Annotated in this window: 12 protein-coding genes and 1 tRNA gene; 5 read left to right on the top strand and 8 right to left on the bottom strand. The window is 72.3% G+C overall.

The window, feature by feature from the left end; genetic code table 11:
* Positions 1-165 precede the first annotated feature (165 nt).
* Positions 166-2,907: a phosphoenolpyruvate carboxylase gene (gene ppc, locus H4687_RS19760; protein WP_046917038.1), complete on the top strand. Its 2,742-nt coding sequence runs from the start codon at positions 166-168 to the stop codon at positions 2,905-2,907.
* A 179-nt stretch (positions 2,908-3,086) separates the two neighbouring features.
* Here ppc and H4687_RS19755 read toward each other — a convergent pair whose 3' ends face one another.
* From H4687_RS19755 to H4687_RS19730, 6 genes are all read right to left on the bottom strand, one after another.
* Positions 3,087-3,608, bottom strand: coding sequence for a hypothetical protein (locus H4687_RS19755; protein ID WP_225966745.1), 522 nt, complete (start codon positions 3,606-3,608; stop codon positions 3,087-3,089).
* A 90-nt stretch (positions 3,609-3,698) separates the two neighbouring features.
* Entirely contained in the window at positions 3,699-4,301 is a 603-nt protein-coding gene (gene pth, locus H4687_RS19750; RefSeq protein ID WP_046917036.1) for an aminoacyl-tRNA hydrolase, read from the bottom strand.
* A gap of 73 nt (positions 4,302-4,374) precedes the next feature.
* Positions 4,375-4,965, bottom strand: a complete 591-nt coding sequence (locus H4687_RS19745) for a 50S ribosomal protein L25/general stress protein Ctc (RefSeq protein WP_046917035.1) — start codon at positions 4,963-4,965, stop codon at positions 4,375-4,377.
* Between the two features lie 220 nt (positions 4,966-5,185).
* Positions 5,186-6,160 (bottom strand): ribose-phosphate diphosphokinase, encoded by a 975-nt coding sequence (locus tag H4687_RS19740; RefSeq protein WP_005485805.1) that lies wholly within the window; start codon positions 6,158-6,160, stop codon positions 5,186-5,188.
* Between the two features lie 110 nt (positions 6,161-6,270).
* Positions 6,271-7,719: a bifunctional UDP-N-acetylglucosamine diphosphorylase/glucosamine-1-phosphate N-acetyltransferase GlmU gene (glmU, locus tag H4687_RS19735; RefSeq protein WP_078907209.1), complete on the bottom strand. Its 1,449-nt coding sequence runs from the start codon at positions 7,717-7,719 to the stop codon at positions 6,271-6,273.
* A gap of 122 nt (positions 7,720-7,841) precedes the next feature.
* A tRNA-Gln gene (locus tag H4687_RS19730) sits at positions 7,842-7,916 on the bottom strand.
* 499 nt (positions 7,917-8,415) lie between these two features.
* Here H4687_RS19730 and H4687_RS19725 point away from each other — a divergent pair.
* Positions 8,416-9,759: a sensor histidine kinase gene (locus tag H4687_RS19725; RefSeq protein WP_046917033.1), complete on the top strand. Its 1,344-nt coding sequence runs from the start codon at positions 8,416-8,418 to the stop codon at positions 9,757-9,759.
* Positions 9,760-10,025: 266 nt separating this feature from the next.
* Here the strand turns inward: H4687_RS19725 and H4687_RS19720 are convergent, their stop codons facing one another.
* The gene (locus tag H4687_RS19720; protein ID WP_046917032.1) at positions 10,026-10,520 is read right to left on the bottom strand and encodes an SUKH-3 domain-containing protein; all 495 of its coding nucleotides are present in this window, start codon (positions 10,518-10,520) and stop codon (positions 10,026-10,028) included.
* A 214-nt stretch (positions 10,521-10,734) separates the two neighbouring features.
* Positions 10,735-11,235, bottom strand: a complete 501-nt coding sequence (locus H4687_RS19715; protein WP_046917031.1) for a YwqJ-related putative deaminase — start codon at positions 11,233-11,235, stop codon at positions 10,735-10,737.
* A 324-nt stretch (positions 11,236-11,559) separates the two neighbouring features.
* On the opposite strand from H4687_RS19715, the gene H4687_RS19710 reads away from it, so the two are divergent.
* The 3 genes from H4687_RS19710 (at position 11,560) to H4687_RS19700 (ending at position 16,445) form a co-directional block, all read left to right on the top strand.
* Positions 11,560-12,570 (top strand): SMI1/KNR4 family protein, encoded by a 1,011-nt coding sequence (locus H4687_RS19710; RefSeq protein WP_005485797.1) that lies wholly within the window; start codon positions 11,560-11,562, stop codon positions 12,568-12,570.
* A 7-nt stretch (positions 12,571-12,577) separates the two neighbouring features.
* Positions 12,578-15,262: an SUKH-4 family immunity protein gene (locus H4687_RS19705; RefSeq protein ID WP_046917030.1), complete on the top strand. Its 2,685-nt coding sequence runs from the start codon at positions 12,578-12,580 to the stop codon at positions 15,260-15,262.
* Between the two features lie 307 nt (positions 15,263-15,569).
* Positions 15,570-16,445 carry a V-type ATP synthase subunit E family protein gene (locus tag H4687_RS19700; protein WP_046917029.1) on the top strand — a complete coding sequence of 292 codons (876 nt, stop codon included), beginning with the start codon at positions 15,570-15,572 and terminating at the stop codon, positions 16,443-16,445.
* The last annotated feature ends 17 nt before the right edge of the window (positions 16,446-16,462 follow it).

Below are 16,462 nucleotides of genomic sequence, written 5' to 3'. Positions count from 1 at the left end.
ACCTGTCGCCGGGGGCGCCCAGGTGGACGCCTATCCTGGACTCGGTCGGACAGCGCGGTCCGCTCCGATTCCCGCCCGGACGCCAGGCCCGCAAGCGCCGCCGGCCACCGGGCCCCGCCCGGGTTCCCCTCCGGACGAGCTTCAACACTGCAAGGAGCCGCACCTGTGAGCAGTGCCGACGACCATGGCCACGCCGTCACGACGGTCAACGCCGAGCTGCGCGCCGACATCCGGCGTCTGGGCGATCTGCTGGGCGAGACCCTCGTACGACAGGAGGGCCCCGAACTCCTGGAGCTGGTCGAGCGCGTCCGCAGCCTGACCCGCGAGGACGGCGAAGCCGCCGCCGACCTGCTGCGCGGCACCGAGCTGGAGACCGCCGCCAAGCTCGTCCGCGCCTTCTCCACCTACTTCCACCTGGCCAACGTCACCGAACAGGTGCACCGCGGCCGCGAACTGAGGGCACGCCGTGCCGCCGAGGGCGGACTGCTCGCCCGTACGGCCGATCGCCTGAAGGACGCCGACCCCGAACACCTGCGCGAGACGGTCGGGAACCTCAACGTCCGCCCCGTCTTCACCGCCCACCCCACCGAGGCCGCCCGCCGGTCCGTGCTCAACAAGCTCCGGCGCATCGCCGCGCTGCTGGAAACCCCCGTCATCGACTCCGACCGCCGCCGCCACGACACCCGACTGGCCGAGAACATCGACCTCGTCTGGCAGACGGACGAGCTGCGCGTCGTACGCCCCGAGCCCGCCGACGAGGCCCGCAACGCCATCTACTACCTGGACGAACTGCACGCCGGCGCCGTCGGCGACGTCCTGGAGGACCTCACGGCCGAGCTGGAGCGCGTCGGCGTGACCATCCCCGACGCCACCCGCCCCCTCACCTTCGGCACCTGGATCGGCGGCGACCGCGACGGCAACCCCAACGTCACCCCCCAGGTGACCTGGGACGTCCTCATCCTCCAGCACGAGCACGGCATCAACGACGCCCTCGAACTCATCGACGAACTGCGCGGCTTCCTCTCCAACTCCATCCGCTACACCGGCGCGACCGAGGAACTGCTGACCTCCCTCCGGGCCGACCTCGAAGCCCTCCCCGAGATCAGCCCCCGCTACAAGCGCCTCAACGCCGAGGAGCCCTACCGGCTCAAGGCCACCTGCATCCGGCAGAAGCTGGAGAACACCAAGCAGCGCCTCGCCAAGGGCATCCCGCACGAGGACGGCCGCGACTACCTCGGCACCGCCGAACTCCTGCGCGACCTCACCCTCATCCAGACCTCCCTGCGCGAACACCGCGGCGGCCTCTTCGCCGACGGCCGGATGAACCGCACCATCCGCACCCTCTCCGCCTTCGGCCTCCAGCTCGCCACCATGGACGTCCGCGAGCACGCCGACGCCCACCACCACGCCCTCGGCCAGCTCTTCGACCGGCTCGGCGAGGAGTCCTGGCGCTACGAGGACATGCCCCGCGAGTACCGCCACAAGCTCCTCGCCCGCGAACTCAGGTCGAGGCGGCCCCTGGCCCCCACCCCCGCACCGCTGGACGCCGCCGGCGTCAAGACCCTCGGCGTGTTCGAGACCGTCAAGAAGGCACTGGCCGTCTTCGGGCCCGAGGTCATCGAGTCGTACATCATCTCGATGTGCCAGGGCGCCGACGACGTCTTCGCCGCCACCGTCCTCGCCCGCGAGGCCGGCCTCATCGACCTCCACGCCGGCTGGGCCAGGATCGGCATCGTCCCGCTGCTGGAGACCACCGACGAACTCAAGGCCGCCGACACCATCCTCGAAGAGATGCTCGCCGATCCGTCGTACCGGCGGCTCGTCGCCCTGCGCGGAGACGTCCAGGAGGTCATGCTCGGCTACTCCGACTCCTCCAAGTTCGGCGGCATCACGACGTCGCAGTGGGAGATCCACCGCGCCCAGCGCCGCCTGCGCGACGTCGCCCACCGCTACGGCGTACGCCTGCGCCTCTTCCACGGCCGCGGCGGCACCGTCGGCCGCGGCGGCGGCCCCTCGCACGACGCGATCCTCGCGCAGCCCTGGGGCACCCTGGAGGGCGAGATCAAGGTGACCGAACAGGGCGAGGTCATCTCCGACAAGTACCTCGTCCCCTCCCTGGCCCGCGAGAACCTGGAACTGACGGTCGCCGCCACCCTCCAGGCCTCCGCCCTGCACACCGCCCCCCGCCAGTCCGAGGACGCCCTGGCCCGCTGGGACGCGGCCATGGACCTGGTCAGCGACGCCGCCCACGCCGCCTACCGCAAGCTCGTCGAAGACCCCGACCTGCCGACGTACTTCCTCGCCTCCACGCCGGTCGACCAGCTCGCCGACCTGCACCTGGGCTCGCGGCCCTCCCGCCGCCCCGGCTCGGGCGTCTCGCTCGACGGGCTGCGCGCCATCCCCTGGGTCTTCGGCTGGACCCAGTCACGGCAGATCGTGCCCGGCTGGTTCGGCGTCGGCTCCGGCCTGAAGGCACTGCGCGAAGCGGGACTGGACACCGTGCTCGACGAGATGCACGAACAGTGGCACTTCTTCCGCAACTTCCTGTCCAACGTCGAGATGACGCTGGCCAAGACGGACCTGCGGATCGCCCAGCACTACGTCGACACCCTCGTCCCCGACCACCTCAAGCACGTCTTCGCCACCATCCGGACCGAACACGAACTGACCGTCCGCGAGGTGCTCCGCATCACCGGCGAGGACAAGCTGCTCGACGCCAATCCCGTCCTGCAGCAGACCTTCTCCATCCGGGACGCCTACCTCGACCCGATCTCCTACCTCCAGGTCGCCCTCCTCAAGCGCCAGCGGGAGGCTGCCGCCGCGGGGGAGGAGGCCGATCCGCTGCTCGCACGGGCGTTGCTGCTCACGGTCAACGGGGTGGCGGCGGGGTTGCGCAACACGGGCTGACTTCGCAGGGTTCGTACGCGGCGGGCGGCCCGGTGGGGCTTCCCGCGCAGTTCCCCGCGCCCCTGAGAAGCAGGGGCTGCGCCCCTTGCTTCTCAGGCCCGCAGGGCCTGGGCTTCAAGGGGCGCGGGGAACTACGCGCGCAACCCCCACGGGCCGTCAGCCGCTCACCCGCCGCACAGTCAGAGCGCCACCCACGCCGCCGTGATCAGCGCGAGGCCGAGCCCGCCCAGCACCCACGCCGACCGCACCATCCGCAACCCGCCCGCCACGACCACCGCCGCGAGCAACAGGGCCCCACCGAGCGGCGCCCAGGCATGCAGCAGGCCCGCCGGCCCCGTCCGTACGACCTCGCTGCTGCCCGGCTTCACGACGACGGTGTACGTCTCACCCGTCTCCACCGCCACCGACCGCTCGATGTCGACCCGGTCCCGCGCCCGCGACCCCGACGACACCGGCTCGTACGGCCCCCAGCAGGTCTCGTCGGCGCACCGGGACACCGTCATCGTGCCCTGCTCGCGCCCCTTGCTCAGCATCACGTGCTGGGCGCAGCCCCAGGAACCCCACACCCCCGCGATCAGGAGCACCACCGCGATCGCGCCCATCGTCGCCAGCCGCCCGTACCGCAGCGCGACCGACGCACCACCCCCGCCCGGGCGCGGACGGCGCCGCGAGCGGTGAGCGGGGGCTTTGGTGGCAGGCATGGCGGGGATCATTGGCCATGCCCCTGCGGTCGGTCAACTCCCGCAGGCCGGCGCCCAGGACCGAACGAATCGGTACTTGTCCGGATCGGCTCAGGAGTTGTACGTCCCCTGCGCCCGCTCCAGCCCGTCGATCACCAGGCACTCCACCGCGTCCGCCGCCCGGTCCACGAAATAGTCCAACTCCTTGCGCTCAGCGGCGGAAAAGTCCTTCAGCACGAAGTCCGCGACCTGCATCCGGCCCGGCGGACGGCCGATCCCGAACCGCACCCGGTGGTACTCCGGGCCCATCGCCTTCGTCATCGACTTCAGCCCGTTGTGACCGTTGTCACCACCACCGAGCTTCAACCGCAGCGTGCCGTAGTCGATGTCCAACTCGTCATGGATCGCCACGATGTTCGCCACCGGCACCTTGTAGAAATCCCGCAGAGCCGTCACCGGACCGCCCGAGAGATTCATGAACGACATCGGCTTCGCCAGGATCACCCGACGGTTCGCCGGCCCCGGCGGACCGATCCGCCCCTCCACGACCTGCGCCTGCGCCTTCCCGGCCCGCTTGAACCTCCCCCCGATCCGCTCGGCCAGCAGATCGGCCACCATGAACCCCACGTTGTGCCGGTTCGCCGCGTACTCGGGGCCGGGATTACCGAGGCCCGCCACCAGCCAGGGCGCACTCGGATCGGTCGTCACGTGCATCTCTCCTTGATACGCGCCAGCCGCTGCCCCCCGAGGGGAACAGCGGCTGACGAACCGATGACAGAGCTGAGGATCAGGCCTCGGCGGCCTCGTCGCCCTCGGCGCCGTCCTCCGACGGCTCCTCCGCCTGCGCGGCCAGGACCTGAAGGACGACCGCGTCCTCGTCGATCGCCAGCGTGGTGCCCTTCGGCAGGGGGATGTCCTTGGCGAGGATGGAGGCACCGGCCTCCAGGCCCTCGATGGAGACGGTGACCGACTCGGGGATGTGCGTCGCCTCGGCCTCGACCGTCAGCGTGCTCAGCACGTGCTCGAGCAGGTAGGCACCCGGCGCCAGGTCGCCCTCGGTGTGGACGTAGACCTCGACGTTGACCTTCTCGCCACGCTTCACGAGGAGCAGGTCGACGTGGTCCAGGAAGCCCTTGATCGCGTCGCGCTGCACGGCCTTCGGGATGGCCAGCTGGGTCTTGCCCTCGATGTCCAGGCTGAGCAGGACGTTCGGGGTGCGCAGCGCGAGCTGGAGCGCGTGGCCCGGCAGCGTGATGTGCACGGGGTCCGCACCGTGGCCGTAGACCACGGCGGGAACCTTGCTGGCACGACGGATGCGGCGGGCGGCGCCCTTGCCGAACTCGGTACGGGTCTCGGCTTCGAGCTTGACCTCGGCCATGTTCACTCCTCGTAGAACGGGGGAAAGGTGGTCACCCGGCCAAACAATCGGCCTGCTACGAAGAGCGCGTCGATAACGGACCGCCGTACACACGGGTACGGCCTCCCTCGCCGAGCAACTGCAACAGAGTACTCGGCGAGGGAGGCCGGAGAAAAATCGATCAAGCCGGAGGGCAGGCACTCAGCCCGGACGGCAAGGGTTCAACCCGGACGGCGGGGACTCAGTGCTCGTCGAACAGGCTCGTCACCGAACCGTCCTCGAACACCTCGCGCACCGCACTCGCGATCGTCGGCGCGATCGACAGCACCGTGATCTTGTCCAGTTCCAGCTCACCCGGCGTCGGCAGCGAGTCCGTGAACACGAACTCGCTCACCTTCGAGTTCTTCAGCCGGTCCGCCGCCGGACCCGACAGCACACCGTGCGTCGCCGTCACGATGACGTCCTCCGCGCCATGCGCGAACAGCGCGTCCGCCGCGGCACAGATCGTCCCACCGGTGTCGATCATGTCGTCCACCAGGACACACACCCGGCCCTTGACCTCACCCACGACCTCGTGGACGGTCACCTGGTTCGCCACGTCCTTGTCACGCCGCTTGTGCACGATCGCCAGCGGCGCACCGAGACGGTCGCACCAACGGTCCGCCACCCGCACCCGGCCCGCGTCCGGCGAGACCACCGTCAGCTTGTTCCGGTCCACCTTCGCGCCCACGTAGTCCGCCAGCAGCGGCAGCGCGAACAGGTGATCGACGGGCCCGTCGAAGAAGCCCTGGATCTGGTCCGTGTGCAGGTCGACCGCGAGAATCCGGTCCGCACCCGCCGTCTTCATCAGATCCGCGATCAGGCGCGCCGAGATCGGTTCACGCCCACGGTGCTTCTTGTCCTGGCGCGCGTAACCGTAGAACGGCACGATCACGGTGATCGAACGGGCCGACGCACGCTTCAACGCGTCGATCATGATCAACTGCTCCATGACCCACTTGTTGATCGGAGCCGTGTGGCTCTGGATCAGGAAGCAGTCCGCACCACGCGCCGACTCCTCGTAGCGGACATAGATCTCGCCGTTCGCGAAGTCGAAGGCCTTCGTCGGGACGACGTCGACACCCAGCTGCTGGGCGATCTCCTCGGCAAGCTCGGGGTGGGCGCGGCCGGAGAAGAACATCATCTTCTTCTCGCCGGTCGTCTTGATCCCGGTCACAGCACTGTCTCCTCAGAGGTTCTCAGCCAGGCGCGCGGAAGCCGCTCACTCAGCTGGGGTGCGGGTGTGCACCTATCACGGTACGACGTCCTTGGCGCACCTGTTTCCGGTCAGCTCGCGCTTTCGTCCTCCCGGGCAGCCGCCTCGGCGGCTTTGGCCGCCGCGCTCCCCGGACGCTTACGGGCCACCCAACCCTCGATGTTCCGTTGCTGGCCACGGGCCACGGCCAGCGAACCGGGCGGCACATCCTTGGTGATCACGGACCCAGCGGCGGTGTACGCACCGTCCCCGACCGTGACAGGCGCCACAAACATGTTGTCCGAACCCGTCTTGCAGTGCGACCCGACGGTCGTGTGGTGCTTGCTCTCCCCGTCGTAGTTCACGAACACGCTCGCCGCACCGATGTTCGAGTACTCGCCGATCGTGGCGTCACCGACGTACGACAGGTGCGGGATCTTCGTGCCCTCACCGATGGTCGCGTTCTTGGTCTCGACGTACGTGCCGAGCTTGGACTTCGGCCCCAGGCGCGTACCGGGACGCATGTACGCGAACGGCCCCACACTCGCCTGCGGGCCGACCTCCGCGCCGTCCGCCACCGTGTTGTCGACCCGCGCGCCGGCCCCCACCCGCGTGTCCTTCAGCCGCGTGTTCGGCCCGACCTCCGCGCCCTCGGCCAGATGCGTGGCGCCCAGCAGCTGGGTGCCCGGGTGGACCAGCGCGTCCTGCTCGAACGTGACGGTGACGTCGACCCACGTGGTCGCGGGGTCGATCACGGTCACCCCGGCGAGCATCGCCTCCGTCAGCAGCCGGTCGTTCAGGATGCGCCGGGCCTCGGACAGCTGCACCCGGTTGTTGATCCCCGCGATCTCACGGTGGTCCCCCGCGACCGAGGCCCCCACCCGGTGACCGGCCTCGCGCAGGATCCCGAGGACGTCCGTGAGGTACTCCTCGCCCTGGCTGTTGTCCGTCCTGACCTTCCCCAGGGCGTCCGCGAGAAGCTGGCCGTCGAACGCGAACACCCCGGAGTTGATCTCGCGGATCGCGCGCTGCGACTCGGTCGCGTCCTTGTGCTCCACGATGGCCGTCACCGCGCCGGAGGCGCCGTCGCGCACGATCCGGCCGTAGCCGGTGGCGTCCGGGACCTCGGCGGTCAGCACCGTCACGGCGTTGCCGTCGGCCGCGTGGGTGGCGGCCAGGGCCCGCAGGGTCTCCCCGGTCAGCAGCGGGGTGTCGCCGCAGACGACGACCACGGTCCCGTCCACGACCCCGCCCAGCTCCTCCAGCCCCATCCGCACGGCGTGCCCCGTGCCGTTCTGCTCCGCCTGCACCGCCGTCCGTACGCCCGGGTCGGCCTCGGCGAGGTGCGCGGTGACCTTCTCGCGGGCGTGCCCGACGACCACGACCAGGTGCTCCGGCTCCAACTCACGCGCGGCGGCGAGGACGTGGCCGACCAGTGAGCGGCCACAGATGCTGTGCAGAACCTTCGGTGTGGCCGACTTCATACGGGTGCCCTCACCCGCTGCGAGTACGACGACGGCTGCCGGGCGGGTTGCGCTCACGGGGATGCCCTTCGGCTGTGGATGTGTGGGGTGTGGACATCCGCAGGATACCGGGGCGTTGTGAGGGGGAAATGTGCGTCGGGTCCTGACCCGTGCCGCTGGGTCAGGACCCGAACTGAGTTTGGCTCCCCCGCCAGGACTCGAACCCGGACATATGGCACCAAAAGCCACAGTGCTGCCAATTACACCACAGGGGATTGTTTTCGACTGAACCGGACATTTGGTCAGGCCGCCGAGTGGCGCCTTCTACTATGCCGTACCAGGCACCTTCCGTGCGTCGGTATAGGTCGGCGCTCTGTCGGACGTAGAGGGCGAGGCGGCCATGATAGGGCGCGCCCGTGCCGACTCGCAGGACCTCGGTGCGGCGGCAGGGCCCGTCCTTGGAGCCCTCGGTCCGGTAGGGGGCGACGCCCACAGGAACAGCTCACGGCCCGGGAGAGCGCTGACCGCTGTGGCCGCAGTCTGCTGGGCGGCCTGAGGCTCGCGGTCCTGATGCGCCATCTCCGTACGTGGCGTGAGTGCGTCGTGGGCATACCGCGGCAGGGCGGAATGGGGAGTTCCGGGATCGAACGGTAGGCGATCCGGCAGTTCGAGGGATACCGGGTGGTTTCGCTTCTGTTCGAATGTGTGGCGTGGTGTAGGCCAGTACGGGAAACTCGCCGGAAAAGCGGGGGCGCTCGAACGTAGGCTTGGGTCATGACCACGACGGGGGAAGACCACACCGCGGCCGGGACGGGGGATGGAGCCGGGCCGTGGTGGTGGGAGCGGCGGCGGGGGATGCTGCTGGACGGTGGGCTGGCGCTGGTGTCGGCGGTCGAGTGCGCGGTGGAGGGTGTCGCGTTCGCGCGGAACGCCGCCTTGCCGGAGGCCGTGGGGGTCGCGTTCGGGGCGCTCGCCGGATCGGTGCTGTTGGTGCGGCGGATGTGGCCCGTCGCGGTCGTGCTGGTCTTCATCGCTGTCGCGCCCGCTCAGATGGGCTACCTGATGGGGCTCGTGGGGCTGTACACGTTGGCGGCGTCGGAGGCGCCGCGGCGGATCATCGGGGCGTTGTCGGGGATGGCGTTCGCCGGTGTGTTCATCGTGTGGTTCGTGCAGGCGACGCAGAGCGATCTGCAGGGGGACGGGGCGGTCGGTGGCGGGGACGCGTTCGCGCTGTTCCTGGCGTCGACGATGGCCATCGGGCTGACGGCGCCGCCGGTGCTGCTGGGGTTGTACGTCGGGGCGCGTCGGCGGTTGATGGAGAGTCTGCGGGAGCGGGCGGATTCGCTGGAGCGGGAGTTGCAGCTGCTCGCGGAGCGGGCGGAGGAGCGGGCGGAGTGGGCTCGGGGGGAGGAGCGGACCCGGATCGCTCGGGAGATGCATGACGTGGTCGCGCACCGGGTGTCGTTGATGGTGGTGCACGCGGCGGCGTTGCAGGCCGTGGCGCGGAAGGATCCGGAGAAGGCCGTGCGGAACGCGGCGCTCGTGGGGGACATGGGGCGGCAGGCGTTGACCGAGTTGCGGGAGATGCTCGGGGTGCTGCGGTCGGGTGAGGGGTTCTCGTCGATGGCGCGGGTGGAGCCGGCGCCGGTGCCCGTGCCGCTGGCGGCGGTGGGGGCCGCTGCCGCGGCGGCGGCCTCGCGGGCCGAGGACGAGGCCGGTGAGGGGCCGTGTCTGGCCGAGCTGGAGGCGTTGGTGGGGCAGTCGGCGGCGGCGGGGATGGTGGTCGAGCTGTCGGTGGAGGGGGAGGTGCGGGTGTACGCGGCGGAGGTGGAGCAGACGGCGTACCGGGTGGTGCAGGAGGCGTTGACGAACGTGCACAAGCATGCGGCGGGGGCGAAGACGCAGGTGCGGCTCGCGCATCGGGCGGCGGAGATAGCGATGCAGGTGGAGAACGGGGCGCCGCCGGTGCCGGGTGCGGCGGGCGCGGCACGGCTGCCGAGCGGGGGGAACGGGTTGCTCGGCATGAAGGAGCGGGTGGCCGGGCTGGGGGGCGTTTTCGTGTCCGGGCCCACGGATGCCGGGGGGTTCCGGGTGTCGGCGGTGATTCCGGCGTCGTAAGGCTTCAGTGCGGGGTGGCCGGTGGGGGCGCGTGGTGCGCGCGCCGGCGCTTGCGCGCTTGTGGGGTGCCCGCCGGGCCGGTTCGTGCCGCGTCGGCGGATCGTCTCCGGTCCCGGCGGTGGATCTTTCCGCGAGCGCCGTCTCGGCACAGTCGTGCTGCCCGCTGCCCGCTGCCCGCTGCCCACCGGCCGCCTGTTCGCGGGCGTCGGGCGGGCGTGGCTCGTTCGGTCGTGTCCGCGTGTCCGCGTGTCCGCGTGTCCGCGTGTTCAGGTGGCGGTGAGGCGGGTGGGGTCGGTGCCGGTCAGGAGTGTGGTGAGCGCCGAGTCGATGGTGGGGCCGAGGTACCAGTCGCCGGTGTGGTCGAGGGCGTAGGTGCGGCCCTCGGCGTCGATGGCGACGAGGGCGCGGGTGACGGTCTCGTGGCCGAGGGGGCAGACCTCGGTGTCGAGGGCGCGGCCGAGGTCGCCGAGGGTGCGGGCCATGTGGAGGCCGTGCAGCGGGTCGAGGTGGAGGTCGGCGGGGGCGAGCCGGCGGCCGGGGCCCTGGGCGGTGAGGTGGAGGCCGCCGAATTCGGCCCAGGCCTCGACCGCGGCCGGGAAGACCGCGTGGCGGTGGCCGGCGGGGGAGGTGTGCTCGCGCAGGGTGTCGGCCCAGATCTCGGCCTGCTTTATGTCCCAGCGTCCCGGCTGCCATCCGGCGGCGCGCAGGGCGGCGTCGACGGGGACGGAGAAGCGGGTGGTGGAGGTGCGGTCGGTGTGCATCTGCCCTTTGTTCGTCGGGGGTTCGTCGGCGGCTCTGCGGGGGTTCGTCGGGGGGTCGGCGGTGGTTCGAACTCGGGTCGGGGAGCGGCCGGGGTCCTGGCGCGTCGGGTGGTCCCGGGGTTCCGGAGCGGTTCGTGTGTTCTGACGCGATCTCCGGGAGAGGGGTTCCTGGCGGGGACGGTCTCCCGGTGGCCCGCCGGCTCCGCGGCCGGGCTCAGTTGTCCCGTGCCGGGTCCACGACGCGGACGCCGAAATGGGCGCTGAGCGCCGCGCAGGAGCGGCAGGGGGTGGCGAAGGCGCCGTGGAGGGGGTCGCCGTCCTCACGGATGTGGCGGGTGGTGAGTTTGGCCTGCTTGAGGGCCTTGCGGGCCTCGCCGTTGGACATGGGTCTGCGGGCGGCGCGCCTGCTGCGGGCCGCGTCGGCGGTGGTGATGTGGCGGGAGATCAGGATGGCCTCGGCGCAGCGGCCGGTGAAGCGGTCGCGCTGTGCGGTGGCGAGGGAGTCGAGGAACTCCTGGACCAGGGGGTGCAGCGGCGGGGCGTGGTCGCCGCGGGCGGCGGTGCCGGTGAGGGTCTCGCCGCGTACGGAGAGGGCGGCGGCCACGGTGGGCAGGATGCCGTCGCGGCGGTGGAGGAGGGCGGGGGCGTGCGGCTGTTCCGCGGTGCTCCAGCCGATGCGGGGGTCGCCCGAAGGTCCCGCCTGCGTCGCGCTCATGAACGTGATCCCCTCCTGTTACCTACCCCGCCAGGGGACACAGAGTGCCAAACGGCGTGGCCCGTGCGGAAGCTGGGGCAGTTCGACACGCCCGGGCTTCGGCGTTCCGTGAGGGTGGCGTGACGGCTGGTCACGGAAGCAGAGGCCCGGTGACCGGTGTCGCCGTACCGCATAGGCTGTCGACAACCGCGATCCATTCGGTCTTGCGATCGAGGGCGGGCGGAAGGGGCCGTATCGGGGTCTTTTCCGCTGTCGGGGAGCGGTACGACAGAGCGACATCACAGCCAGAGCAGGTCACACAGAACGCCGCAGGGGGCTACCGCCATGACGACAGGTCGGCTCGGGCAGCAAGCCGCGCCGCCGAACGCGGCCTACGCCGGGCAGGTCGTGCAGTTTCCGGACCCCGTCCGGGCCGCGCGTCATCCGAGGGGTGTCCGTGTTGACGCGCACGGCTATCCGGACTTCTCGCCCTACGCGCGCGCCGCGGCGGAGATCGCCGATCCCCCGGAGGGTTTCGGGGTGGACGAGCTGCGGTTGACGGACTACGTGTCCGCGAACGCGGCGCTGGCGGCGACGGGGCACGAGCTGTGGGACACGATCCCGCCGGTGGCGACGCCGCACGGCTGGACGTGGCATCACGCGCCGGGTGGCCGGCGGCTGGAGCTGGTGCCGGTCGAGGTGAAGGCGCTGTTGCGGCATCACGGTGGTATCGCGACGGCGCGCGTGGACCAGCACAAGCGGGGCACGAGGCCGTTGCAGGAGACCCGGCCGGCGCACTTCGGGCTGCCGAAGTCGTCGGCGGTGGCGGTGACCGAGGCGCAGGTGCAGGGGGTCGAGGAGGATCTCGGGTACCGGCTGCCGGGTGCGTACCGGTCGTTCCTGAAGGCGGCGGGCGGTTGCGCCCCGGTCGGGGCGGCGCTGGACGCGGAGCTGGGGCTGCTGGTCGATCAGCCGTTCTTCACGGTGCGGGACGAGGCCGCGGTCAACGACCTGGTGTACGTCAACAAGTGCCTGCGGGACCATCTCACCAAGGACTACCTGGCGGTCGCGTTCGCGCAGGGCGGGATTCTCGCGGTGAAGGTGAAGGGCGACCGGATCGGGTCGGTCTGGTTCTGCGCGTACGACGACGCCCGTGACGTCGATCCGTCGTGGCCGCCGGCCGAGCGGGTGGAGCGGTTGCTGCTCCCCGCGGGTGCGGACTTCGACGCGTTCCTGTCCCGGCTGGCGGGCAATCCGCCGGAGTTGGAGACGGTGGCGAACCTGATGGTGGACGGTGGCTTCGCACATGCCGTGCCGGTCGCCGCGGGCGCTGCCGTGTCTTCGGTGGGGGAGTGAGTTTTCGATGGTGACGTTCGCTCAGGCGCAGGAGCGCGCCGAGGAGTGGATCAACGGAGATCTGCCGGCCTATCAGCACCGTGAGGTGCGGGTGCGGGAGTTCGAGCTCGGGTTCGTGGTGTGGGCGGAGGACCGGGCGGACGGTCCGCGTTCGGACGGTGGCGCGCAGCGGCTGGTGATCGCCCGGGACAGTGGGGACGCCACGCTGTGGCCGTCGCTGCCGGTGGGTGAGGTGATCCGCCGGTTCGAGGAGGAGTACGGCCGGGCCGACGAGGTTCCGGCCGCCGCGCCGGCACCCGCGGCCCGGGTGGATCTGAACCAGACGTCGTTCCTGCTGACTCCGCCGGAGTGGTTGCAGGACGCGGCGGACAGGCTGGGGATTCCGGACCACCGCACGGGTGCGGGCGCGTCCGACGGCGCCGGGTCCCGTGCGGCGGCCGCCGCGGCCGACGGTACGGGCGGGTCCGTGGGCGCCAACGGGGCGTCCGGGGGCGGTGGTTCGCTGCCCGAGACGATGGCGGGGCCGGTGGGACAGGCGCCCTCGGCCGGTCGTGGGGTGCCTGCCCCGCCCGCCGACGCCACGCCGTGGCCGGCCGCCGCGTCACCGGAGGACGAGGTGCGCGACGCGGTGCCGCCGCCGAGGGTGACCGAGCCGCACGACGCGGTGCCGGGGGTGCCCGACGGGGCGACCCCGTGGGCCGGTACGGACACCAACGCCGATGCCGAGGACGACCGTTCGGTGCCGCTGCCGGAGACGGTGTTCGCGCGGCAGCTGACCGAGGTGAGCGACGAGGACGACGCTCCGGCGCCCAACGCGCTGCCGGACGCGCAGACCGCGCTGATCTCCGGCGGCAGCCAGCTTCCCCGGACGACCGTGTCGCCGGTCCTGGGCGGTGGCCCCGGCTCCGCGCCGGGCGCCCCTTCGCAGCAGCACCAGCAGCAGCAACCGCCGTCGGGTCCGGGGACGCCGCCGGGCGCGCAGTCGTACGGGTATCCGCAGGGGCCGGGTGGCCCGCAGGGTCCCGGTACTCCGCCGCCGGGGCGTCCGCTGCCGCCGCATGCCGGTGACATCGCCGACGCCGCCACGAGCAAGGCGGCGCCGCCGCCGCGCCGGGGCGGTGGGGCCGGTGCGCCGCCGCCCCCGGCTCCGCCCGGTACCCCGGGGACTCCGGGTGCCCGTCCGGGCGGTACGCCTCCGCCGCCGTCCGGGCCCGGTGCGCCGGGCACCCCGGCGGGCGGGTACGTGCCGACCCAGATGGTCTCCGCGCTCGGCCCGAACGGGCCCGAGAGTCTTCCCGGTGCTCCGGGGCAGCCCGGTGGGCCGGGCGCGCCCGGTGCCCCCGGGTTGCCGAATCCGCCCGGGGGTACGCCCGCCGGCGGTATGCACCACGCGGCGACGATGCTCGCCGGGCCCGCCGTGGGCGGTCCGGGCGCGCCGCAGCCGCCGGGTCCGCCCGGGGCTCCGGGCCAGCCGGGCGCCCCTGGTATGCCCGGCGCTCCCGGTCACCCCGGTGCTCCGGGTCAGCCGGGCGGGTCCGGTGCTCGCGGTCCGGTGCACCACGCCGAGACGATGCTGGCCGGGCCGGCGGTCGGCGGTCCGGGGGCGCCCGGGATGCCGCCGGGGGCCCCTCCCGGGATGCCGGGGCAGCCGGGGCCGGTGCCCGGGCCGCCGATGGGCGCGCCGCCGGCGTACGGCTATCCGCAGCCGCCCGCCGGTCAGCCGACCGTCGGGCCCGGCTACCAGGCCGTGTTGCGGTTCCGGGCGCCGGACGGCTCCGAGCAGCAGGTGATCCGGCGTTCGGCGCCGGGCACGCCGCACCCGGAGTGGCAGATCTTCCATGAGCTGCGCGGCATGAACATCCCGCCGGAGGCGGTGCTGGAGCTGCACACGGAGCTGGAGTCCTGCGAGCTGCCGGGTGCGTACTGCGCGCGGATGATCCGTGAGCAGTGGCCGAACGCCCGCATCACGTCCATCGCCCCGTACGGCAAGGACCACGCGAGCCGGCAGCAGGGCATGGCCCAGCTCATCGCGCACCAGGGCGAGTTGCACCAGGTGGCGGACGGTCCGGCCCGGCACGCGCCGGTGCGGGCGCCGTTGCATCCGGTGCAGCCGGCGCCGCCGATCCCGCCGGAGGCGATCGGGCAGGAGCTGGCGGCGGCGTTCGGGCCGGGGGTGTTCCGGTTCGACCAGCAGGCGGTGTCGCGGCAGGGCGTCCCGCCGATCGTGGCGCACACGCTGGTCGTGGCCGGACTGCCGGTCGACATGGGCCCGTTCTTCTGGGCGCAGGCCCAGCCGGGCCGTCCGGTGCCGACGCTGGCGGAGCTGGCCCAGGAGCGGGGGGTGCAGCCGGCGGCCGACGCGGGCTCGTACCTGGTGATGGGCAGCGACTTCGGCAAGGCGCTGTGTGTGCAGTACGGCACGGCGAACATCGTGGCCGTGCCGGTGGAGGCGGGGCCGGGCGGGGCGCCCGTGCCGCCGCAGTTCGTGAACACCGGGCTGCCGGAGTTCGCGCGCTGCCTGGCCCTGCTCGGCCGTATGTGGCGGCTGCGGTTCGGGCTCAACCAGGAGCAGGCGGGCCGCTGGACCGTCGACTTCCAGGCGCAGCTCGCCGCCCTCGACCCGGCGGCGCTCGCCTCGCCGGAGAGCTGGTGGTCGGTGCTGCTGGAGCAGATGTGGGACGGACTGCTGTGATCCGTCGCGGCTGACGCTGCCGCGTCACGCGCGTGTGGCAAGGGCCCGGGCCGGTCTCGTACGAGACCGGCCCGGGCCCTTCGCGTGCGCGCCTGCTGCCTGCTGCCTGCTGCCCGCGCTTGCTGTCCGCCGCCCGCGTCCGCTGCCCGTGGCCGTCGGTTGCGCCTGTTCCCGCGCCGGTTTCCCGTGCCCGTCGGGCTCTCCCGTGACCCCCGCACGGAGTGTCGCGTTATGAACACTTCTGCCCCATACATCAAGATGTGCGCGAAATCATCATTTCGTGTGCGTCCGGCGGAGAGGGCCCAGCATGAGCAGCGCACCGACGGCACCCCATGACTTCGAGTTCGACGTCGTACGGCGTGGCTACCGCACCGACCAGGTCGACGTCCACGCGGCGGCCCTCTCCCGGGACCGGGACGCCGCGTGGGAGCGGGCCGCCCGGCTGACCGTGCTGGCCCGGGAGATGGGCATGGAACTCGACCGGCTGCGCGAGACGGTCGCCGGGCTGACCCCGCAGACGTACGAGGCGCTCGGCGAGGGCGCGCGGCAGTTGTTCGCCCTCGGTGTCGAGGAGGCCGCGGCCGTGCGCGAGGGCGGCCGTGTGGGTGCCCTGCGGATCGTCGCCGAGGCGGAGGAGGCCGGGCTGCGGCTGCGGGAGGCCGCGCAGGCGTACGCCGACGAGGTGCGGGGCGAGGCCGAGGAACGGGCCCGGCAGGTGTTGCTGGCCGCCCGGGCCGAGGCCGACGAACTGCGGATCGAGGCCCGGCGCGGAGTGAAGGAGGGGCGGGGCGAGGCGCTGGCCGCGCTGCGGGAGGTGCGGGAGCGGACCGAGGGGATGCTCACCGAACTGGTCAAGGAGTACGACGAGCGGGTGGCCGGCATCGAGCGGGAGGAGGCCGAGCGGGAGGCCGCGTTCGATGCGGGGCAGGCCGAACGGCTCGCCCGGGCGGAGGCCGCCCTCGCCGAGGCCGAGCAGGATTTCGCGGACGCGGAGGCCGGGGCGGCGCGGATGCAGGACGACGCGGAGGAGCGGGCCGCGGAGGCGCTGGCGGAGGCGCGGCGGCGGGAGGAGTGGGTGGCTCGGGAGACGGAGAGGGTGTTGCGGGAGCACGGGGAGAGGTGGGATCAGGTGCGGGCGCAGATGGACGGTATCCGGGACAGTCTGTCGGCGTTGACGGACTAGGGGCGGCCGGGCCCTCC

The organism is Streptomyces stelliscabiei, assembly GCF_014873495.1.
Taxonomy (GTDB): domain Bacteria; phylum Actinomycetota; class Actinomycetes; order Streptomycetales; family Streptomycetaceae; genus Streptomyces; species Streptomyces bottropensis.
The sequence above is the reverse complement of the archived record's forward strand: the minus strand, read 5'-3'. Positions and strand labels throughout refer to the sequence as shown.